This is a genomic window from Ruegeria sp. AB8 (assembly GCF_056542605.1).
Genome location: NZ_JBQGAB010000006.1, coordinates 90188 through 112442, shown reverse-complemented (window position 1 = coordinate 112442; position 22255 = coordinate 90188). Strand labels below are relative to the sequence as shown.

General features: G+C 57.4%; 19 protein-coding genes. 4 read left to right on the top strand and 15 right to left on the bottom strand.

All coding sequences use genetic code 11. The annotated features are described in order from the left end of the window. Positions 1-365: 365 nt before the first annotated feature. From ACR0CG_RS08075 to purC, 5 genes are all read right to left on the bottom strand, one after another. Positions 366-1700, bottom strand: a complete 1335-nt coding sequence (locus ACR0CG_RS08075) for a sigma-54-dependent transcriptional regulator (protein ID WP_170616909.1) — start codon at positions 1698-1700, stop codon at positions 366-368. 12 nt (positions 1701-1712) lie between these two features. Beyond that, positions 1713-3467, bottom strand: coding sequence for a sensor histidine kinase (locus ACR0CG_RS08070; protein WP_480523965.1), 1755 nt, complete (start codon positions 3465-3467; stop codon positions 1713-1715). A gap of 60 nt (positions 3468-3527) precedes the next feature. Further along, on the bottom strand, positions 3528-4196 hold the full coding sequence (purQ, locus tag ACR0CG_RS08065) for a phosphoribosylformylglycinamidine synthase subunit PurQ (protein ID WP_480523963.1): 669 nt from the start codon (positions 4194-4196) through the stop codon (positions 3528-3530). Between the two features lie 32 nt (positions 4197-4228). Further along, complete coding sequence (purS, locus tag ACR0CG_RS08060) at positions 4229-4459, bottom strand: phosphoribosylformylglycinamidine synthase subunit PurS (RefSeq protein WP_170616903.1); 231 nt, start codon at positions 4457-4459, stop codon at positions 4229-4231. A gap of 253 nt (positions 4460-4712) precedes the next feature. Next, positions 4713-5468 (bottom strand): phosphoribosylaminoimidazolesuccinocarboxamide synthase, encoded by a 756-nt coding sequence (gene purC, locus ACR0CG_RS08055; RefSeq protein ID WP_170616901.1) that lies wholly within the window; start codon positions 5466-5468, stop codon positions 4713-4715. 187 nt (positions 5469-5655) lie between these two features. Here purC and ACR0CG_RS08050 point away from each other — a divergent pair, with 187 nt between their 5' ends. Beyond that, positions 5656-5976 carry a DUF1476 domain-containing protein gene (locus ACR0CG_RS08050; RefSeq protein ID WP_170616899.1) on the top strand — a complete coding sequence of 107 codons (321 nt, stop codon included), beginning with the start codon at positions 5656-5658 and terminating at the stop codon, positions 5974-5976. Positions 5977-6098: 122 nt separating this feature from the next. Beyond that, on the top strand, positions 6099-7115 hold the full coding sequence (bmt, locus tag ACR0CG_RS08045) for a betaine--homocysteine S-methyltransferase (protein WP_480523961.1): 1017 nt from the start codon (positions 6099-6101) through the stop codon (positions 7113-7115). 3 nt (positions 7116-7118) lie between these two features. On the opposite strand, the gene ACR0CG_RS08040 is transcribed toward bmt, so the two are convergent. The 10 genes from ACR0CG_RS08040 to ACR0CG_RS07995 all read right to left on the bottom strand — a co-directional run bounded on the left by ACR0CG_RS08040 (position 7119) and on the right by ACR0CG_RS07995 (position 18564). Further along, positions 7119-7895, bottom strand: coding sequence for an enoyl-CoA hydratase-related protein (locus tag ACR0CG_RS08040; RefSeq protein WP_170616895.1), 777 nt, complete (start codon positions 7893-7895; stop codon positions 7119-7121). A 72-nt stretch (positions 7896-7967) separates the two neighbouring features. Continuing rightward, positions 7968-8423, bottom strand: a complete 456-nt coding sequence (locus tag ACR0CG_RS08035) for a cytochrome c-type biogenesis protein (protein ID WP_480523959.1) — start codon at positions 8421-8423, stop codon at positions 7968-7970. Next, positions 8420-10384 carry a heme lyase CcmF/NrfE family subunit gene (locus tag ACR0CG_RS08030; protein ID WP_170616891.1) on the bottom strand — a complete coding sequence of 655 codons (1965 nt, stop codon included), beginning with the start codon at positions 10382-10384 and terminating at the stop codon, positions 8420-8422. The genes ACR0CG_RS08035 and ACR0CG_RS08030 overlap by 4 nt, the downstream gene beginning before the upstream one ends. Before the next feature lie 75 nt (positions 10385-10459). Next, the gene (locus ACR0CG_RS08025; RefSeq protein WP_480523957.1) at positions 10460-11038 is read right to left on the bottom strand and encodes a holin family protein; all 579 of its coding nucleotides are present in this window, start codon (positions 11036-11038) and stop codon (positions 10460-10462) included. Next, a complete protein-coding gene (locus ACR0CG_RS08020) occupies positions 11029-11640 on the bottom strand; it encodes a holin-associated N-acetylmuramidase (protein ID WP_480523956.1) in 612 nt (203 codons plus the stop codon). The genes ACR0CG_RS08025 and ACR0CG_RS08020 overlap by 10 nt, the downstream gene beginning before the upstream one ends. Before the next feature lie 152 nt (positions 11641-11792). Next, positions 11793-12239, bottom strand: a complete 447-nt coding sequence (gene ccmE / locus ACR0CG_RS08015) for a cytochrome c maturation protein CcmE (protein ID WP_170619004.1) — start codon at positions 12237-12239, stop codon at positions 11793-11795. Positions 12240-12246: 7 nt separating this feature from the next. Then, the gene (gene argC / locus ACR0CG_RS08010) at positions 12247-13275 is read right to left on the bottom strand and encodes an N-acetyl-gamma-glutamyl-phosphate reductase (RefSeq protein WP_480523954.1); all 1029 of its coding nucleotides are present in this window, start codon (positions 13273-13275) and stop codon (positions 12247-12249) included. Positions 13276-13369: 94 nt separating this feature from the next. Continuing rightward, positions 13370-14179 carry a glutamate racemase gene (locus ACR0CG_RS08005; protein ID WP_480523952.1) on the bottom strand — a complete coding sequence of 270 codons (810 nt, stop codon included), beginning with the start codon at positions 14177-14179 and terminating at the stop codon, positions 13370-13372. Between the two features lie 8 nt (positions 14180-14187). Then, a complete protein-coding gene (locus tag ACR0CG_RS08000) occupies positions 14188-15066 on the bottom strand; it encodes a lysophospholipid acyltransferase family protein (RefSeq protein WP_480523950.1) in 879 nt (292 codons plus the stop codon). Between the two features lie 78 nt (positions 15067-15144). Further along, a complete protein-coding gene (locus ACR0CG_RS07995; protein WP_480523948.1) occupies positions 15145-18564 on the bottom strand; it encodes an indolepyruvate ferredoxin oxidoreductase family protein in 3420 nt (1139 codons plus the stop codon). Positions 18565-18733: 169 nt separating this feature from the next. Here ACR0CG_RS07995 and ACR0CG_RS07990 point away from each other — a divergent pair, with 169 nt between their 5' ends. Both ACR0CG_RS07990 and ACR0CG_RS07985 read left to right on the top strand, forming a co-directional pair. Further along, positions 18734-19639, top strand: coding sequence for a LysR family transcriptional regulator (locus ACR0CG_RS07990; RefSeq protein WP_480523946.1), 906 nt, complete (start codon positions 18734-18736; stop codon positions 19637-19639). 276 nt (positions 19640-19915) lie between these two features. Beyond that, a complete protein-coding gene (locus ACR0CG_RS07985; protein WP_480523944.1) occupies positions 19916-22177 on the top strand; it encodes a mechanosensitive ion channel family protein in 2262 nt (753 codons plus the stop codon). Positions 22178-22255: the final 78 nt, after the last annotated feature.

Below are 22255 nucleotides of genomic sequence, written 5' to 3'. Positions count from 1 at the left end.
CGGTCACTCAATCGTTGCGCGCGCGTCATCGCGGTTCTTCTCCGACAGGCGCGGTCGTCCGCTACCTGCCCATTTATTCCTTTCACCCGCCATTTCACGGGTTAAGGCGTTCAGATGCCCCTATTGGGGCACAATCGGTCTGCGTCGCCTGGCGGGAAGGTGCACCACCTTTTGCGGCGTCGCAGCGAAACTCAAAGATTCGGGACTTTAGAGCGCAAAAACTGCCCTGCCCGTCCGGACACAATAAAAGCAGTCCTGTGGAAAAGACAATGGGCAAACTGCATCAGACCGCACGGACACATCCGACGCCCGGCTTATTCTGTTCAAAAATGCCTCAAGAGGGGGCTGGCCCCCTCTGAAATACGTCACAGATAGTCAGAACGTTGCAGGCCGTATTTGGCCATCTTTTCATTCAGTGTCCGACGCGGCAGGCACAATTCGTCCATAACAGACGCAATCGAACCTTTGTGGCGGCGCATCGTGTTGTCGATCAGCATCCGTTCAAACGCCTCGACATACTCTTTCAGCGGCTTGCCCTCGGTCGTCATCACAGGTTGCATCTCTTCATGATCAGACATCAGCAAAGACGCAATGGTGCCGGACCCACGCCGAGATTGCAAAACCGCGCGCTCGGCAATGTTGATCAGTTGACGCACATTTCCGGGCCATGGGGCCTGCAATAGCTGCGCCGCCTCTTGCGCGCTGACCTGCGGCGCATCACAGCCATATTCTTCGGCGAATTGCTCGCTGAGACGTGTGAACAAAGTCAGAATGTCCTCGCCCCGCTGGCGCAAAGGCGGCATGGTGATCCGCAAAGCCGCAAGACGATAGAACAGGTCGGGACGCAGCACATCCTCGCTTGTCTTGCCGGCTTCCTGCAGGTTCGAGATCGCGACAATCCGCGTTTCGGCCGGAGTACCCTGATCGTTCATGACACTCAGCAGACGTGCCTGCAGCGTGTCGCTCAACGCCTCGACATCCTCCAGAACAAGCGTGCCGCCGCGCGCTTCTTCGATGGCTGGCAACTGTGCGTCTTCCGGCATCATCGGGCCAAACAGACGCTTGGACAGCGCCTCTTCCTCAAGAGCGGCACAGGATACCAGAACGAATTTCTTGCCTGCGCGGCTGCCCACTGCGTGCAGTGCATGCGCCACCAGCGTTTTGCCCGTGCCGGTCTCACCATCGATCAGAACGTGACCATCAGCCTGACCCAGATCGAGAATATCCTCGCGCAGGCGCTCCATCACCGGGCTGGCACCGATCAGCTTATTCATGATCTGCGTACCACCTGACAACTCGCGCCGCAGTGCGCGGTTATCCAAGGTCAAACGACGCGCATTGCTGGCGCGTTTTGCCAGTTCGGACATACGATCCGGATTGAACGGCTTTTCAAGGAAGTCGAACGCCCCGACCCGCATCGCCTCGACCGCCATCGGCACATCGCCGTGGCCTGTGATCATGATGACGGGCAACGTGCTGTCGGCCCCCATCAGCTTTTTCAGCAACTGAATGCCGTCCATTCCCGGCATCTTGATATCCGAAATGACGATACCGGGGTAATCCGGACCAAGAACCTTGAGCGCGTCTTCGGCGCTGGAAAAGGTCTCGGTGTCATATCCTGACAACGCCAGCCATTGGCTGATCGACTGGCGCATGTCCTGTTCGTCGTCCACAATGGCGATTTTCATGGCCTGTGCCATAGTCATTCCTCGTTATTCAGCGGCCTCAAGGCCGTCGCTTCCAAGTATCGGCAGCTGCATCTCGAAAACTGCACCACCGTGCTGTCCGTTGCGTGCGGTCAGCCGTCCGCCATGGTCGTTCACGATCCCCGACGAGATGGCAAGCCCCAGTCCAACACCGTCACCCGGCTGCTTGGTGGTGTAGAACGGTTCAAACAGGTTCTCGATATCTTCTATACCATACCCGTTGTCGCGCACCGTCAGTACCGCAGTATCGCCCGCCGCAAGGATAATTTCCACATCCGGGTCTGCCACCGATTTGGTGGCGTCCAGCGCGTTCCGCAAGAGGTTGACCATCACCTGTTCAATTCGCATCCGGTCGCCCATCACGACCACCGGCTCCTCGGGCAGAATTTGTGTGATCTTCACCTGCCGCTGGCGCAGTTGCGGCTCCATCATCGACAAGGATGAGGCCAGCGCTTCTCCAAGATTTACAGGGGAAAACGCGTCCGCTCCCTTGCGTGCATATGACTTGAGCTGCCGCGTGATCGCGCCCATCCGTTCGATCAATCCGTCAATGCGGCCAAAGCTTGCAAGCGCTTCTTCCGGGCGGTTGCGGCGCAACAAAAGACGCGCGCCGGCCAGATAGGTTTTCATGGCGGCCAGCGGCTGGTTCAACTCGTGACTGACGGCGGCCGACATCTCGCCCAAAGCGGCAAGTTTCGAGCTTTGGGCCAGCGTTTGTTCGGCCACTTCAAGTGTCTTTTCAACCCGTTCCCGCTCAGCGATTTCCCGCTGCAACCTTGCGTTCAATGCGCGAAGCTCTGCCGACTCGCGCTGGATCGATACCATCCGAACGGCCGCGCGTCGGCTTAGTACATAGAAGGCCAACGCCAGAAGAATCGCAAAGCCCATGATCTCCAGCGCCAAAACGCTGTTCACCTTCTCCCGGATTGAGGAATAAGTCGTGAAGGACGTCATCTGCCAGCCACGGAACGGAATGCGGGTCTCCATCCGCATCACAGCCTCACCTTGCAGATAGGCATCGGGCGGAAGGACCGTCCAGTCAGTGGTCGCGCGTATGGCACGCTGAATCGCGCCCTGCGGAGGCTGGCGCAGCATCGCGGCCTTTTCGTCCAGTCCCCGCCATTGCGGTTCGGTCGAAAGAATGATGGTGCCGGTGCTGTCCACGACCATGACCGCATCGGAAATCCCGGCCCAGGCGCGTTCGAATTTTTGCAGGTCGACCTCGACAACGATCACACCCAGGGTCTCGGTTCCGGCTTCCATGCGACGGGAGTAAACAAAGCTGTAGCCGCCCGATTCCCTCTCGATCACGGTAAAAATCGTCGAGTTCGATCGCGCCGCATCGACAAAATAGGGCGAGTTGCGATGCAACTCACCCAGACGGTTGCGGTCCGTGGCAGCGACCGAGCGACCATCACGGTCCAGCAGCATCAGCGAGGCCGCGCCGATCTCTTCAACGAAGGAAATCAGGCGTTGGGTCGAAAGGGAAAAATCGCCCGACTGCAATGCCGCGATCAATGTCGGGTCGCGCGCCAGCAACTGCGGAACGATCGAATTTCTGCGCAGCTCGCTCAGCAGGTTTCCGGAATACAGAGTCAACCGCAACTCAGCCCGGTTGCGGGTGGATTCGGTAAACCTGTCTGTCAGTAAACGGTTCGTGACCCACACGGTGGCTGCGGCGGCCACCAGCAAAACGATAACCGCAACCCGCAACCGCCATCCAAGCGGCGCGCCGCGAAGCGGTTTTGCGATTTTGGGCATGTTCGTGGGCGCGTCAGAGCTCATAAGTGAAATTTACGCGTCCGGCGTTGCGACCTCAAGTCACGCTGGTGCCAAAACCCCGGACAATGCGCGGAACAACGCCGTTCCGTCGGTGCCGCCGTGCCCTTCGTCCGCTGCCCGCTCGGGATGGGGCATCATTCCGAGAACGCGACGGTTTTCCGAAAGAATGCCCGCAATATCGCCGACCGACCCGTTCGGGTTCTCGGCATAGGTGAACGCAATGCGGTCATGCTCTCGCAGGGTCGATAATGTTGCGTCATCAGCGAAGTAATTTCCATCGTGATGAGCAATCGGAATTCCGATCACATCCCCCGAATTGTAGCCTTGCGTAAACGCGCTGTCGCTGGTTTCGACCTTCAAGCCGACTGTGCGGCAGATGTATTTCAACCCGGCATTGCGCAGAAGCGCCCCGGGCAGAATGCCGGTTTCGGTCAGAATTTGGAATCCATTGCACACACCAATGGCGTAACCACCACGCTTGGTGTGGTTGACAACGGCCTTGCAGATCGGCGACTGGGCAGCAATTGCACCGCAACGCAGGTAGTCGCCGTAAGAAAATCCGCCGGGCACACCGACAATGTCGACGCCTTCGGGCAATGTGGCATCCTTGTGCCAGACCATCTCGACCTGGAAACCCGCCTGTTCAAAAGCAACTGCAAGGTCCCGATCGCAATTGGATCCGGGGAATACGATTACGGCTGCGCGCATGGCCGACCCTCCTTGATCAGATCCGAGAAAACTCAGACCAGTTCGATTTCGTAGCGTTCGATGACCGTGTTAGCCAACAGCTTTTCGCACATCTCGGTGATGTCCGCCTCGGTCGCGCCGTCTGCAAGTTCCAGATCGATCACCTTGCCCTGACGCACGCCCTGGACCTGATCAAAGCCCATGGCACCCAATGCATGACGCACCGCTTCGCCCTGAGGGTCCAGAACCCCGTTCTTGAGCATGACATGCACCCGTGCTTTCATTTTCGAAACTCCACCTGTGGGGCGAAGGTCCAGGCCCCATTTCGTTGCGCGGGGGATAGCGCGGTTGTGGGCGCTGGACAACCCTTCTTGGCGGCTACGGGGTATGCAGTTTGACGCAGAGGCATCTGTCGCCTTTTGAAAGAACCCCAGACATGCTCCAACACGCCGGATTGGCAAATGCCGAACTGAACAAAGAAAAAGCGCCCCCTCAACCGAGGCAGCGCTTTGTTCCAAATCGAACAGACCTGTTAGGTCAGTTGATCAATGTCGGCTTGGTCACGTTACTTTTGGGCAGAACGCCCAGGCGCCGGGCGACCTCGGAGTAGGCGTCGGTCAAATTGCCCAGATCGCGCCGGAACACGTCTTTGTCGAGCTTCTGGCCGGTTTCGATGTCCCACAGTCGGCAGCTATCCGGGCTGATTTCATCCGCCACGAGCAATCGCTGAAAATCACCTTCGAAGACACGGCCTATCTCGATCTTGAAGTCGATCAGACGGATACCCACAGCGAGCATCACACCGCTCATGAAATCGTTCACGCGCAGCGCCAGGCTGAGGATATCTTCCATATCCTGCTGGCTGGCCCAGCCAAAGGCCGCAATGTGTTCTTCCGAAACCAGCGGATCGCCGAGCGAGTCATCCTTGTAGCAGTACTCGATGATCGGGCGCGGCAACTGTGTTCCTTCGGCGATGCCCAGACGCTTGGACAGCGAGCCTGCGGCGTAGTTGCGAACGATCACTTCCAACGGCACAATCTCGCAGCTGCGCACCAGCTGCTCACGCATGTTCAGACGGCGAATGAAATGGTTCGGCACGCCAATCTGGGTCAGGCCGGTCATGAAAAACTCGCTCAGGCGGTTGTTCAACACGCCCTTTCCGTCAATGACGTCTTTCTTTTCGGCGTTGAAAGCCGTGGCGTCATCCTTGAAATACTGAACGATTGTGCCCGGTTCCGGGCCTTCATACAGGATCTTGGCCTTGCCTTCATAGATTTTCTTGCGACGCGCCATGTGCGACCTTTCCAGTCTGCTGAGCGGGAATGAGTCCCCTCACGTTGGCGTTCTCATAGTCCAAGCCCCCCTTTCTCGCAAGTTCGTCAACCCGGGAGGCTTTGACGCAGCGCAAATCCCTTGCGTCGACAACGTGCAATAGTCATATCATGAAGACAGAATTCGAAACTCAAGGGGTCCCCGACAAATGACCACATTTGACGAACGTGAAGCCGCGTTTGAAAACAAATTCGCGCATGATGAAAAAATGCAGTTCATCGCCAGAATGCGCCGGAACCGCTTTATGGCCGTTTGGGCATCCACGCTTAAGGGTGAGACGGTAGAACAAGCCCGCAAATACGGTCAGGAACTGGTGCACACAGATCTTCAGAACGTAAGCGAAGACGACGTTGTCGACGCCGTCAAAGGCTATCTGGGCGACCTTGCCGACGAAAAGACCATCCGCGTAAAGATGGCTGAGTTGTTGGTCGAAGCCAAAGAGCAGGTCATGGCGGAAGTAAACATCTGACCTGCAAGATACAAAGCTCATGATCTTCATGAGTTTTATGAATTTGATTTGACGCCCCGGTCGTGAGACACGGGGTGTCTCAATTTTTAACGGTCGAATGCACCTTTATTCGGACGACTCGCATGACAAACGCGCTTAGCACACTTTTGGAAACCAAGGATGCCATTCTGGCGGACGGGGCAACCGGCACCAATCTGTTCAATATGGGACTGCAATCCGGCGACGCGCCGGAATTGTGGAATGTGGACGCACCGGACAAGATCAGGGCGCTGTACCAGGGATCCGTCGATGCCGGCAGCGATCTGTTTCTGACCAACACTTTTGGCGGAACGGCCTCGCGCCTGAAACTGCACGATGCGCAGGGTCGCGTTGCAGAACTGAACCGAATCGGCGCCGAATTGGGCCGTGAAGTCGCCGACAAGGCAGGTCGCACGGTGATCGTGGCCGGGTCGGTCGGTCCTACCGGTGAAATCATGGAACCGGTCGGAAGCCTGTCACACGCAGATGCCGTCGAGATGTTTCACGAACAGGCCGAAGCCCTGAAAGCAGGCGGCGTCGACGTTCTCTGGCTGGAAACCATCAGCGCGCCCGAGGAATTCCGGGCCGCAGCAGAGGCATTCGCGCTGGCTGACATGCCATGGTGCGGGACCATGAGCTTTGACACCGCGGGTCGCACCATGATGGGCGTGACATCGGCTGATTTTGCCTCGCTGGTTGAAACGTTGCCCAATCCGCCCGTGGCTTTCGGCGCCAATTGCGGGACCGGGGCGTCGGATATCCTTCGCACGGTGCTGGGTTTTGCGGCACAGGGAACAGAACGGCCTGTGATCTCGAAAGGGAATGCGGGCATACCGAAATATGTCAATGGTCACATCCACTATGACGGAACGCCCGAGTTGATGGGCCAGTACGCGGCCATGGCACGTGACGCGGGGGCGACTATTATTGGCGGCTGCTGCGGCACGATGCCTGAGCATCTTCGTAAGATGCGCGAGGCGCTGGACACAACCGCACCGGGTGATCGACCGACACTGGATCAGATAACGGGCGCACTGGGTCCGTTCTCATCAGCCTCTGACGGCACTGACGAGGATGCGGCAGTCCCGGACCGCCGCGCGCGCCGTCGCCGCCGCGCTTGAGCTTCAGCGCCCCTCGAATTTCGGGGGGCGTTTTTCCATGAATGCAACGACGCCTTCGGCAAAATCGCGGGTGCGGCTGCAATCCCCCTGCAAATGCGCCTCGGTCGTCAATTGCTGCGTCAGGGATTTGTCGTAAGTTCCGCGAATGGCCTTTTTCATCGCAGCAAATGCAGCGGTTGGCCCATTGGCCAGATAAGACGCCCGCTTGCGCCAGTGCGCGTCAAACTCTGCATCACTGACGGATTCCCAGATCAGCCCCCAATCATCGGCTTGACGCGCGGTGATCTTGTCCGCGAACAGCGCCGCGCCCATCGCTTTGGCCATTCCCATCTGACGCGGCATGAACCATGTGCCGCCGGCATCCGGCAACAACCCGATACGCGCGAATGCCTGCAAAAAATATGCGCTTTCAGCCGCGATCACGACATCCGCGCACAAAGCCAGATTGGCCCCAGCCCCGGCGGCTGCCCCGTTTACCGCAGCGATTGTCGGAACCGGGCAATCGTGGATCGTTTCCAGCATCGGTTCGTATTCGTCGCGCAAAGACCTTTCCAGGTCGATCTTGCCAGTGCTCGAAGCATCCCCAAGATCCTGCCCCGAGCAAAACGCGTTGCCAGCCCCGGTTATCACGATCGCCCTGGCGCGACGGGCCGCATGTTTCATCGCATGCATGATCTCGGCCCGCATTTGCGTGGTCAGTGCGTTCATCTTATCCGGCCGGTTCAGCGTAAGAACCGCCAGATCGTCCGCAATGTCCAGAAGGACCGTTTCGTATTCCATGGTTTCCTCCCAAACTCAGAACCCTGGGTGAACCTGATGGATAAATGCGGGAAGGAAAAGCTAAACCGAACGTCAGTCTTCGAGAATTTGGCGCAGACGCTCTTTCTCATCTTCGCTCAGGGCGTCTGCTTCGGACGCGCCCTGCCCTTTTGACCGCTTTCGCAAGAAGTTCCAGCCCATTCCGGCGGCAATCAGCAGCATTATGGGACCGGCCAGCCAAAGCATCAGGTTTGACCCGGTCACTTTCGGCTTCAAAAGAACATATTCGCCGTAACGGTCAACGATATAGGCCACAGCCTCTTCGTCGCTGTCCCCGGCCACCAGCCGCTCACGCAACAACAGGCGCAAATCGCGCGCCAGTTCGGCATTGCTTTCATCAATGCTTTCATTTCGGCAGACAAGGCAGCGCAACCCGGTACTGATATCGCGTGCCCGCGCTTCGAGTGCCGGGTCATCCAGCACTTCATCCGGTTGAACAGCCATCAACGGGGAGGCAATCAGCATCAGGATCAGAGCCAGACGTCTCATTCCGCAGGTACTCCGCCAGCCGGGGACTTGCGGGCACCGGCAGCCACACGAAAACGACGATCAGACAGGCTGAGAACTCCGCCAAGCGACATCAGAATACACCCGCCCCAGATCCAGTTCGCCAGTGGTTTGATGTAGGTTCGCATGACCCAACCGCCATCGGCCTGCTGGTCGCCGATCACGACATACACATCCCGCAGGAAACGATAGTCGATCGCCGCTTCGGTCGTGGGCATCCGCGCCACGGGATAGTCGCGTTTTTCCGGATGCAGCGTTGCGATGGGTCGCCCGTTCTTTTCAACAATTACATCTGCCATGGTCGAGAAGTAGTTCGGCCCCTGTACCCGGCGCACATCATTCAGGGTCAGGGTGAATTGCCCGACCTCAAATGGTTGGCCCGGTTGCGCAACGCGTATGTCTTCGACCTCCCACGCGGTCAGGCCTGCAATGGCAAATATCGTTACCCCCAACCCTGTATGAGCGACCGCCTTGCCCCAATCCGCACCGGGAAGACGCACCAGGCGGTTCAGGTTGTTTTTGCGGCCCGTGCGGCTCCACAAATCCACGATTGCACCGAATGTGATCCATGCGCCAAGGAACAGACCAACCGGTCCCAAAGCGCTGCGTCCTGTCTGCATCGCCCAGACCAGCAACGCCAGCGCAAGCGCCAGCAGAAACGCGTAGCGCAGGGACCAGGCCGTTTTGCCAAGCTTGCCCCGTTTCCAGGGCAGCATGGCACCAACGGGCAACGCAATGCCCAACGCGACCATGAAGGGCGTAAAGGCCGCATTGAAGAAAGGTGCCCCAACAGAAAGCTTCCGATCAAAGGCCATTTCCGCCACCATCGGCCACATGGTTCCCACAAAGACGACAAAACAGCTAACAGCCAGAAGGATGTTGTTCAGTATCAACGCGCTTTCGCGGCTGACCATTCCAAACACACCCTTCGCCTCCATCGCCTGTGCGCGGGTGGCAAACAGGGTCAGCGAACCGCCGATGAAGAAAATCAGAATAAGCAGGATGAACACGCCCCGTTCCGGGTCGTTCGCAAAAGCGTGAACCGAGGTCAGCAGGCCGGACCGTACAATGAAGGTTCCGATCAGCGAAAATCCGAAGGCGATAATGGCCAACAGAATCGTCCAGCTTTTGAGGGATTCGCGTTTTTCGACAACAATCGCCGAGTGCAGCAATGCGGCAGCCAGCAGCCACGGCATGAACGAGGCATTTTCTACCGGATCCCAAAACCAGAAACCGCCCCAGCCCAGTTCATAGTAGGCCCACCATGACCCCAGCGCGATGCCGATCGTCAGAAACACCCAGGCCGCCAATGTCCATGGCCGGACCCAACGCCCCCATGCCGCGTCGATTCTGCCCTCGATGAGGGCTGCAACGGCAAAGCTGAACGCCATGCTCAGCCCGACATACCCCAGATACAGGAACGGCGGGTGGAACGCGAGGCCGGGATCCTGCAACAGCGGGTTCAGGTCGCGGCCGTCAAACGGCGCGATGACCAATCTGTCAAACGGGTTCGAAGTGAACAGAATAAAGGCGAAAAACGCGACAGCGATGGCCGATTGAACCGCCAGCACGCGCGCCTTGAGCGTTGGTGGCAGACCACCCCCGAAGAACGCGGCCATGGCACCGAAAATGGTAACAATCAGCACCCACAACAGCATCGAACCTTCGTGGTTCCCCCAGGTGCCGCTGATTTTGTACAGCATCGGCTTGGCGGAATGGCTGTTCTCTACCACGATACGCAGCGAAAAGTCCGACGTGATGAAGGCCCAGGTCAGCGCACCAAATGAAAACGCGGTTAGCAAGAACTGAGAGATCGCAGCCGGTTCCGCAAACGCCATCCAGCCGGTCCATCGTTTTGCAGCGCCGATCAAGGGCACCACGCTTTGAACGATGGCGACAAAAAAGGCGAGGATCAGGGCAAAGTGGCCAAGTTCTGTAATCATGGCCAACGATATAAACCTGTCGCGCGGCAAGCACCAACAACAATCGCCAGGATTTGGCGCACATAGTGTCGCGGGTCAGGCACTGCGCAGGCGCTTCCAGTCCTCCAATGCGCGGTTTTCGTCAAGGTCGACGGCCACCTCGACCTCGGGTTGGTCCGCTCCGGCGTCTACATGCGTCGGCATATCCTTGTCCAACGTTTGCAGGGTTCTGAGATTCTCGACGACGACAGGAACCCGTGTCATACCTGCGGCAATTTCTCGTTGCAGATCCTGCACTTTGCTGTGGTGACGCGCGCCAAAATAAAAGGAAACGATTACCCCTAACAGCCACCACAAAGGTTCAGGTACTAGCGCAATCCCCTGCATTCGGGCCGCAAACCAGATCGGGTCGACCATGGCCGCCACAAACAATCCCAACGTCCCCAAAGCCAGCGCCGGTCGCGGTACTCGGTTCAACCCATCCATAAACCGATCGAATGCACCTTTTTGCCCTTTGTGAAACTCGGCGCCGAACTGAGACATCGCCTGCCCCTGGACCGTTAAGGAGCGCTCAGCTGCCGCATCGGCGTTCTGGTGGAAAACTTCGACTGTTTCCCGCACAAGATTTCGCCCGCCCCCGAACAGAAGTGCCAATACGCCCGATATCAGTCCCATCGTGAAACTCTCCTTTGAAACTCTGCGTCGCTTAGGTGGTAATCTGGTGAAAGGAATTCTTCCGCCCGTCGAATCCAGCCCCCTTTTCCCCCAGACCGGGTGCGCGCATATTTGCGGGACTCAGGACGCCGATCTGCCAACTGAAAATAGTAGTTTCGTCGGGCGACACCGTAGGCGTCACACAGCGCCGCCGCATCAGGCATCGCCGCTTCCCGGCAAGCCTCTGCCGTCTGTGGACCAACCACGCCATCCACCGTGACCGCGAAACCCATTTGCACCAACAACCGTTGCAGGATCCGGACAGCCTGCGCACCTGCATTTACGTGCATGTCAAAAACAGTCGCCTGCAGCATTTCGGGCAACAACCCAAGGCGGGATTCCTCGAAATAGTATTGCAGAAAGATCTCAACTGCCTGACTTTGCGACAGTGCACGCACGTCTGCGTGCGAAATCTTTCCGTCTCCGGTCAAATCCAGCCCCAACCGCCGCAGCGTGCCGATTGTAACACCGAACTTCGTGGGGCCGCCGGGGTCATCCGGATCATCCACATACCCGCCTTCCCGTGCCACTATGCCCCTGGCGATTTGCCGAACCGTCTGCATGCCAACCTCATTTCAACTATCAGGTCAGACGGTCAGTCAAAGGCATTAACAACGCGAAAAACGAAAGGGCGCTGCATGTCCGTCACATGCAACGCCCTACTTCTTTTTATTCAAGAATACGCTGCCGCCGGAGGCATGCGGATCAGCTGAGGTCAGCTCTCATCGGCCTCTTTGTAGACCCCTTGTTCTTTAAGGGCATCCACGACCTCTTTCGGCATATAGGTCTCATCGTGTTTTGCCAGTATTTCAGTGGCTTCAAAGACACCGTTCACGTAACTTCCGGTTCCCACCATACCCTGATTTTCCGAAAACAGGTCCGGCAGTACACCCGTGAATGCCACTTTGACGGTTTCGCCGCCGTCTGTGACGCTGAAATAGACCGTCTCGCCCTGTCCGCGAATGATTGACCCTTCTTCGACCAGCCCCCCGATCCGGAATACTTCGGTCGGTTTGGGCGGTTCCGCGATGACCTGACTTGGCGAGCGGAAAAAGTTGATGCCGTCCCGCATGGCGTACCCAATCAACGCCGTCGACAATGCCAGGGCAACAGCTGCCAGCAAAATGATCTGTACTCGACGGCGTTTCTTGAGCGTTTTCATCTTTTCCTCACGGGAACAACGGGGCCATCATCAGCCCGGCGGTTTCATTTTCACCTAACATCAGGTTGGCATTCTGCAAGGCTTGGCCACTGCTACCTTTTGTCAGGTTATCAAGTGCCGCGACCACAATCGCGCGACGTTCAATCCGATCTGCAACCACGCCGATATGGCAGAAGTTTGACCCCCTGACATGGTGGGTCGAAGGCGTTTCACCAAAGGGAAGCACCTGCAGAAACGGCTCTGCTTCATAGGCCTTGCTCAGTGTTTCATAAATGCTGTGTGGGTCGCCCTTCACATAGGTCGTTGCCAAAATCCCCCGATTGGCGGGGATCAGATGCGGTGTGAACTGCACATGCACGGTCCGCCCCGCCAGTTTCGAGAACTCCTGATCGAACTCCCCCAGGTGACGGTGCGTCCCGCCTACGGTATAGGCGTTGTACCCTTCACTGAGCTCTGCGTGCAAAAGGTTTTCTTTCAACGACCGACCCGCCCCTGAAACGGCGCATTTCAGGTCGAGAATGATGTCATCGAGATCAACCACGCCTGCTGTTACCAGCGGCCGCAATGCGTATTGCCCGGTCGCCGCGTTGCAACCTGTGCCAGCAACCAGTCGCGCAGCCCGGATTTCATCGCGGTAGAATTCGGTCAAGCCATAAACAGCCTCTTCCTGCTGTTCCAATGCAGCGTGCGGGTTGCCGTACCATTTCTCGTATTCCGCCGGGTCGCGCAGGCGGAAATCGGCGGACAGGTCGATAATCTTCAGGTTTTTCGGCAGATCACGGATTATTTCCTGGCTGGTTTTGTGCGGCAATGCGCAGAAACACAGGTCAATCTGCGAGAAATCAATTTCCGAAATCTTGCACAGATCCGGCAGATTCATATGCCGCAGATGTGGGAAAACCTGCGCCATGGGCTGCCCGGCCTTCCGTTCAGCGGCCAAAGCGGTGATTTCCATATTAGGGTGCTCGGCGATCAGCCGCACCAGTTCCGCACCGGTATAGCCGGAAGCGCCAAGAATTGCGATTTTGTGGGTCATGTCAGACCTCTTGCATGAGTGTGTCACATATCACGACCGCCGATGTGACGGACATCGGATTAAGGAATGGGGGTCCGGGCGTCCTTGACCTAAGTCAGGCCGCCTCAAATGTGATTTGTCGTCGGAGAAACTGAGTCGCCCGATCGCTGACAATGCCCGGTTTGCCGGTCGTCAGAAACCCGCCCCCGCCCGAGCCAAGCATGTTCGGGTGGCGTTGCAGGTAATCCGCAAGGCTTTCCGCCACCAGATCTCCCTGACTGAACACCTGAACGTCCGGACCAAGCGCCTGTTGAAACGTCTCGGCCATCAAAGGGTAATGCGTGCACCCCAGAATAGCGGCCTGTGGTTCGGGCATCTTCCGCTTCAGGGCATCCACGTGGCTGCGCACCAGCGCTTCGGCCAGAATCATGTCGCCATCTTCGATCGCGTCAACAACACCGCCACATGCCTGCGCCTCGACATCTACACCGATGGCCCGGAAGGCCAGCTCCCGCTGAAACGCACGACTTGAAACGGTGGCCGGGGTCGCAAACAGCGCGACATGCTTCACGGCGACCTCTCGCGGGGGCGAGTTGTCACCCCATTGGCGTTCCGTCAGGGCCTCGATCAGCGGCACAAAGACGCCGAGAACCCGCTTTCCGTAGGGCACGCCCTCTTCCTGCATCCGCCGCAACGCAGCCGCGCTGGCCGTGTTGCAGGCGAGAATCACCAGATCACAGCCCTTTGCCCACAGGTCATGTACTGCCTTGCGGGTCAGCTGATAGATATCCTCGGCATCCCGCACGCCGTATGGTGCGTGCGAACTGTCCGCGAAATACAGGAAATCCACGTCCGGCAGACGTTTCCGAGCGGCGTCCAGAACGGTCAGCCCGCCGAGACCAGAATCAAAAATACCTACTGCCATTTGCCCCTTCAGGCGCGATGCCGTTCCTCGAATTCATACCCGTAGTCATAGGACTTTAACGGTTTCGGAGACAGCTCATAAGTCGCTTTGCGCAAGAAATCCATCATCTTGCGCGTGTCCTTGCCCAAAGGGTCCAGAACATCCCGGCCAATGGGCTCACCGATGACCACCTTGACCGGCGTGTCGACCCGCTTCTTGAACTCTTTGATCAGCAACCCCATGCGCAGCGTATTGTGCAAATGACTGGCAATCTGAAACAGGCGTGAGGTGTGCCCGTCAAAAAAAACCGGCACAACCGTCGCATTCGATTTCGCAACCATTCGGGCCGTAAAGCCGCGCCAGCCTGGATCCATTGGGTGCGAGAACGGTTTGGCTCCGGTGCTGACCGTTCCGCCCGGGAAGATCCCGATGGCACCGTCACTACCCAGATAGTCCAAGGTCGTCTTCCGCGTTTCGAGGTTTAGCCTCATCGCCTCCTTCGTATCATCGAACGAAATTGGCAGGATGATACGATTCAGATCCTCGTCCTTTGTGAATACATGATTGGCCAATATCCGAAAATCTCCGCGCGTCTGAGACAGGATGTGACCCATCATCAGACCATCCAGAATTCCGTACGGATGATTTGCAATCAGGATCAGCGGCCCGTCAGCGGGTATGTTCGACAAAGATCCGCCGACGATATCCAGTGACAATCCGTACCGCTCGACCATAACCGCCCAGAAATCCCTTCCGTTGGCGACTTCGCGTTCGTACCCGTCCGCCCGTTTTATCAGACGCAAACGCCCGGTCGTATTCTCCATAAGCTTGATGACCATCTTCCCGCCTCTGGTCTCGGCGGAATAGGCATAGGAAATGTCACGGGCGACATGACGGCGCGAAGGCATGCGATACTCCGGTCTGTTTCACGCAATCTAGGTGCAGGTGAGCCATTTGCACAGATGCCGTTACAGGATTATGACATGTCATTCGGCCGCGGCACGCATCTCGGGACTGCCGTCGCGGATGATCGCCAGCAATTCCTCGCGCTTTTTGGCTGCTTTGGCTTCGTTCTCCCTCAGAACGGGTCCAAATCCGCGAATCTCCAGCGGAAGCCGCGCAAGGGCCGCAAATGCGTCACGTGTTTCTGCGGTGATCAATGGCGTGATCTCACGCAGGTCGGATTCGTACTGACGGATCAATGCACGTTCCATCTTGCGTTCGGCACTGTAACCAAAAATGTCGAAGGGTGTACCGCGCAGGAATTTCAGTTTGGACAGGAGCTTCATCGGTGCAAGCATCCATTCCCCAAAAGCACGCTTGCGCGGTCGCCCGTTCGGTCCGGTCCCTCCCATTATCGGTGGCGCCAGATGAAAGGTCATCTTGAAGTCGCCGTCGAACTCGGACTTTGCCTGTTCCCGGCTATCCAGAAGAAGGCGAGCGACTTCATATTCGTCCTTGTAGGACAGCAGTTTGTGATAACCTTTGGCCACAGCCTCGCGAACCGAGGCGTCCTCAAAAGCGTCAACCACCTTGCGGTAACGTTTTGCCAGACGATTGCCCTGATATTTCTTCAGATGATCGGTCCTGAAGTCGATCATCTGCTCCAGCGATTTGGGCAACTCTGCAACGGAAGGCGACAGTATCGCATCGACTTCCTGGGAATGCAGAACTGCCCACCGGCCAATATCAAAGGCGCGTTTGTTGCGTTCGACCGCAGTGCCGTTCAGTTCGATGGCTTGCAGTACGGCCTGATGTGAAACCGGCAGCAGGCCCTTTTGCCAGGCAGCACCAAGGACCATCATGTTTGAATAGATCGAATCTCCCATGACAGCGCGCGCCAGCTCGGTTGCATCGAACATCGAAACGCCGTCCTTCAACCGCGCCTGCAGCGCCAGTTCCAGCCGGTCGCTGGGGATCTGGAAATCGGTGTCCCGAGTGAAGTCGCCGGTGATCGTTTCATGGCTATTGACCACCGCGCCGGTTTGGCCGGTTCGGGTCAGACCCAGTGTTTTGGCCCCGGCAGACACGACCAGATCGCCGCCAATCAGCGCATGTGCTTCGCCGGTCGCGACGCGGATGGCACTGATGTCTTCGGGACGGTTGGCCAACCGGCAATGGATGTGCACCGCACCGCCTTTTTGCGCCAAACCCGCCATTTCCATCATGCCAGCACCCTTGCCGTCGATCTGGGCCGCCTGAGCCAGAATGGCACCCAGCGTCACAACCCCGGTGCCGCCGACGCCAGTGATGACAACGTTATGAGTTCCATCAATACGCGGAAGTTCCGGCATAGGCATATCGGGCAAGTCGATCTCGGTCGTCGCTTCCTTTCGGATCTGAGCGCCTTCCAACGTCACGAATGAAGGGCAAAACCCGTTGAGACAGGAAAAATCCTTGTTGCAGCTGGACTGATCAATGGCGCGCTTGCGACCAAGTTCCGTGTTCTTCGGAACGATCGAGACACAGTTCGACTGAACACCGCAATCCCCGCAGCCTTCGCAGATGTCAGTGTTAATGAACACCCGCTTGTCCGGGTCAGGAAATGTTCCGCGCTTGCGGCGGCGGCGTTTTTCGGCGGCGCACGTCTGCACGTAGACAATAACCGACACGCCCTCGATCTCACGAAAACGTTCCTGCACCTGCATAAGTTCGGCGCGCTCGAAAGTTTCGACATTCGCAGGCAGCGCCTTGAAATTCACGTCTTCCTTTTCGTCATAGACAACAGCCACGGTCTGAACGCCCATTGCCTTGACCTCGGCGACAATACGTTCGGCCGTCAGACCGCCTTCATTGTCCTGCCCGCCGGTCATGGCAACTGCATCGTTGAACAGGATCTTGAAGGTGATGTTTGTCCCCGCCGACAATGCCGCCCGGATCGCCTGAACGCCCGAGTGGTTGTAGGTTCCGTCCCCAAGGTTCTGGAACACATGCTTGGTGGTCGAAAACGGCGCTTCCCCAATCCAGTTTGCGCCTTCACCGCCCATCTGAGTGAACCCTGTCGTCTCACGATCCATCCACTGAACCATGTAGTGGCAGCCGATACCGGCATAAGCGCGGCTTCCCGTCGGCACGCGGGTAGAACTGTTGTGCGGGCAACCCGAACAGAAATATGGCAGGCGCGTCGCGATTTCCTGGGCGTTGTCGGCCCTGCGGGCTTCGGACAGTTTTGCCAGCCCGGCGCGAACGCCGTCTGTATCGTGCCCCTCTTCGATCAGGATCTCACCGATTTTCTCGGCGATCATGATCGGATCCAGTGCGCCGCGTGTCGGGAACAGTTCTTCACGGTGCAAGGTGCCGGCACCGCCCTTGTACCAGCCATAGACACGACGGCCGCGGCGATCGTCGAAAATGGCCTCTTTGACCTGAACCTCGATCAGCTTGCGCTTTTCCTCGACAATCACGATCAGATCCAGGCCTTCAGCCCAGTCGTGGAACCCAACCATGTCCAGCGGGAAGGTCTGCCCCACCTTATAGGTGGTAATGCCCAGCCGCTCGGCCTCGTTTGCGTCGATGTTCAGCAGGGACATGGCATGGGTCAGGTCCAGCCAGTTTTTGCCTGCCGCAACAAACCCGATTTTCGCGCCCGGCTTACCCCAGATACGCTTGTCCAGTTTGTTGGCATGGGAAAAGGTTTCCGCCGCAAAACGCTTGAAGTCGATAATGCGCCCTTCCTGCATATGAGGGGTATCGCCCAAACGGATGTTCAGCCCGCCCTCCGGCATGTCGAACTCGGGCATCACCAGCCCCATGCGATCCGGGCTGCCGTCCACGACGGAAGTCACCTCAATCGTGTCTTTCATCGTCTTCAGGCCAACCCAAACGCCGGCAAACCGGCTGAGCGCAAAGCCGTAGATACCGTAATCCAGGATCTCCTGAACACCTGCCGGGCTGACCACAGGCATGTACATGTCGACCAGAGACCATTCCGACTGGTGCAACACGGTCGAGCTTTCACCGGTGTGATCGTCGCCCATTGCCATCAGCACACCGCCATGGCGCGCGGTTCCGGCCATATTCGCATGCCGCATCACGTCACCGGACCGGTCCACGCCCGGACCCTTGCCGTACCACAACCCGAACACGCCGTCGTACCGGCCGTCTCCTCGCAACCCGGCCTGCTGGCTGCCCCATAGGGCTGTTGCCGCCAGATCCTCGTTCAGACCGAACTGAAAGGTGACATCGCTTTCCGAAAGCTCTTTTTGCGCTCGCATCATCTGCTGATCGACCGCCCCAAGCGGTGAGCCGCGATAGCCCGTCACCAGTCCGGCGGTGTTCAAACCCGCCTTCTGGTCGCGCGCTTTTTGCATCAGCATCAGCCGAACAAGCGCCTGCGTGCCGTTCAGAAGAACGGGATTTCTGGTCAGATCAAAGCGGTCATTCAGCGTAATCTTGGGCTCGCTCATCGGACGCCTCCCCTCGTCAGATCAGGTTGCTAACTTAACACATATTTTAGGTCATAATTTCTGACCTGTATAGACGCTATCCTCTGAATTGTAACGATTTCACAGTTTGAATGTAGAACTTGTTACCTATTTCATATAGGGCTTCCTTAGGATAACGAAAGTTGCGGCGATGGACTGGGACAAGCTTAGGATATTTCACGCGGTTGCAGACGCGGGCAGCCTGACGCACGCCGGAGACAAGCTTAACCTGTCACAATCGGCGGTCAGCCGCCAAATTCGCGCGCTGGAAGAATCACTCGATGCCACCTTGTTTCATCGTCATGCCCGAGGTCTGATTCTGACCGAACAGGGCGAATTGCTGTTCGATGCGACCTCGGCCATGTCCAAACGGCTGGACGCTGCCGCCGCGCGCATCCGCGATAGTGAAGAAGAAGTGTTTGGGGTTCTTCGAGTAACAACCACTTTCGGTTTCGGAACCCTTTGGCTGGCCCCCAGGCTGCCGAAGTTATATGAACAATACCCCGACCTGAACATCGACCTGATGTTGGAAGAACGGGTTCTGGACCTTCCCATGCGCGAGGCCGATGTTGCCATCCGCATGAAAGAACCCAGCCAGGCGGATCTTGTGCGCAAGCGTCTTATGACGGTCCGGATGCAGCTTTATGCAACCAGAGAATACCTGGACACGCATTCCTCTCCGGCATCGATTGAGGAGATTTCCAATCACAGGCTGATCTGCCAGACCCCCGCCGCCCCACAGGTTGGTGCCAGCGCAGCAATGGTCCGGCATTTAATGACGCACAACCCCAGCTCGCTGCTGACGGTCAACAACTATTTTGGGGTATTGCAGGGTGTACTACACAACCTTGGCATCGGTGTTCTGCCGGACTACGTCACGCAGGATTTCCCGCATCTGATTTCCATTCTGGCAGATATCGAAAGCGCGGATGTGCCGGTCTATCTCGCATACCCCGAGGAATTGCGACATTCCAAACGCGTGGCAGCCTTCCGGGATTTCGTTCAGGATGAGATCATCGAACAGCGGAAACAATTGAAGAAGCTGGGAAAACTCTAGCTATGCACATTTGGCATAGCGGGCATGAGCAGCAAACAGCCTAATAAATCTTGAACGAACGAAAACCGCACACTAAATGGGCACTCGAAGGCGGTGATGCTGAAACGCTCACCATCTTCATACCTCCCTGTTGGACTACGGCCGAGCTTATTGCTCGGCCTTTTTTTTGGCCCGAAAGCCAAGCCCTCTGAAAACAAGCCAATTTTTCTGGGAATCGTTCCACACTCCCTCTATGCTGCCGGAAAATAAAAATTTTCTACTTTCGAGGGAAATCTCATGTTCAATCTGCTTCGCCTAATGCTGGCGATGATCGTATCCGTGTTTATTGTGGGTACGGCGCTGGCTCAGGAGTCTGACACAGGCTCATCCTCTACGGTGGCAGCCCCGGTCGTTCCCGATGACCTGAGCCCCGAGCAGGTGGACGATTTGGTTGCGCGCATGTCTGACGATCAGGTGCGCGCCCTTTTGTTAGAGCGGTTGGACGCCGTAGCCGAGAAGAGGGCCAAGGAGGCAGAAGGACAGGAAGACCCGCTGACCGAAATCAACGAAATATGGGCGGCGATGGTTGCCTCATGGACTAATGTTCTGACGACACTTCCAAACATTTTCAGCGCGCAGGTTAAAGCATTTAGCAACTTTTCCGAAACTCTCGGTTCGACCGGTGTGCTTACTTTGATCGGGCTGGTCGCAAGCGTTCTGGTTGTGGGATTCATAGCTGAAAAGTTGTTCGATCTGTTAACCAGAAGATGGCACAAACACACCGAAGTCGGGGATGAGGCCGACCTTTGGGGTGCCGTGAGCTTTTTGTTCCGCCGGTTCTGCCGCGAGATCGCCGGGTTGATTGTTTTCTATATCGTCATCCGGACTCTGGGCCGGATCCTTTTGACACCCGAGCAGCTCAAATTTGCGGGCCCTTTCGTATTCTATCTTATCTGGATCCCGCGACTGGGCGCGGCGGCGTCGCGGTTCATTATGGCACCAAACAACCCAAAATTCAGACTGGTCAACATTGACGATCACTGGGCAAAATACCTGCATCGGAATCTGATTGGTTTGCTGATCCTGATCGGGGTTACGCTGTTCGTTGTCCGCTTCAATGGTTTGAACGGTATCACTCCCGGCGATACCCGCATCGGTTTCTGGCTGAACAGCGCTATTCATATCTACATTGGCGTGATCGCCTGGACCGCGCGCGAGGGCCTGTCGCAGATGATGCTGGGCACCGATCCGGATCACACAAAATTCGATGAAGAAGTCGCGCAGTATTATCCGTACTTCGCAATCGGCGTTTCGGCGGTGACCTGGCTGCTGGTCGAGTATCTTGCCGCACAGCGCGACCCGGCAATCCTGGCGCTGTTGGTCAAAGGCCCGCATTTTACGACTATGTTCTGGTTGCTGATTGCACCCGCCCTCGACACTCTGATCCGTGGATTGGTGCGCCATCTGCAACCGCCGATGTCCGGCGAAGGCCCGCTTGCCGAACGCGCCTATCGGTCGACCAAGCGAAGCTATATCCGCATCGGGCGTGTTCTGGCAGGCCTGTTTGTCGTGATGATGATTGCGCAGGCATGGCAGTTGGATTTGCGGCATGTCGCTTCCGCTGGCATCGGCGCCGAAGTTGGTGGGGCCGTGATCGAGTTTCTGCTGATTATTGCCGTCGGTTATATCATGAACGAGGTCGTCTCGCTTTGGATCAACCGTCGTCTGGCCAAAGAACAGACAGCCGCCGAAGCTTTGGACGAAGAAGCCGGTGGCGAAGGCGGCGGTGCGGGCGGCTCGCGTCTGGCGACCGTTCTGCCATTGCTGCGCATCACCGCGCAGGTGACGATTGCCGTCATCTTCGGCCTGCTGGCACTCGGGGCACTGGGCGTCAACATCACGCCGCTCCTGGCCGGTGCCGGTGTTCTCGGCCTGGCCATCGGCTTTGGTGCGCAGAAGCTGGTTGCCGACATTGTCGGCGGCATCTTCTTCCTGATCGATGACGCCTTCCGCGTTGGTGAATACGTGGATGTGGGCGGCACTATGGGAACCGTCGAAAAGATCTCGATCCGTTCGATGCAATTGCGCCACCATCGCGGGCCGGTTCACACGATCCCTTATGGTGAAATTCAGAAGCTGACGAATTTCAGCCGTGACTGGGTCATCATGAAACTGAAATTCACTGTGCCGTTCGACACTGATCCCAACAAGGTCAAGAAGATCTTCAAAAAGATCGGGGCCGACATGATGGCGGACGAAACTCACAAGGATGGTTTCTTGCAGCCCTTCAAATCTCAGGGTGTGTTCGATTTTGACGATGTCGGGATGATCATCCGAGGCAAGTTCATGGCCAAACCGGGCAAGCAGTTCACGCTGCGCAAGGAAATCTTCAACCGGGTCAAGGCTGCCTTCAACGAAAACGGAATCGACTTTGCCCGCCGCGAAGTCCGAGTGGCGATCCCCGGCCTTGAAGAGGCGGAAGCGCTGTCGGAAGAGCAAAAGGCCGCTGTTGGCGCTGCCGCCGCGGACTCGTTGAACAAGCAGCAAGGTGGTGCTTGATAAGCTCCGCGCCCGGTAGCTGCCCTAGTAGTCGGGTTTTGGACCAATTTCTTGAAGAACCGGCGCACCGCGCCGGTT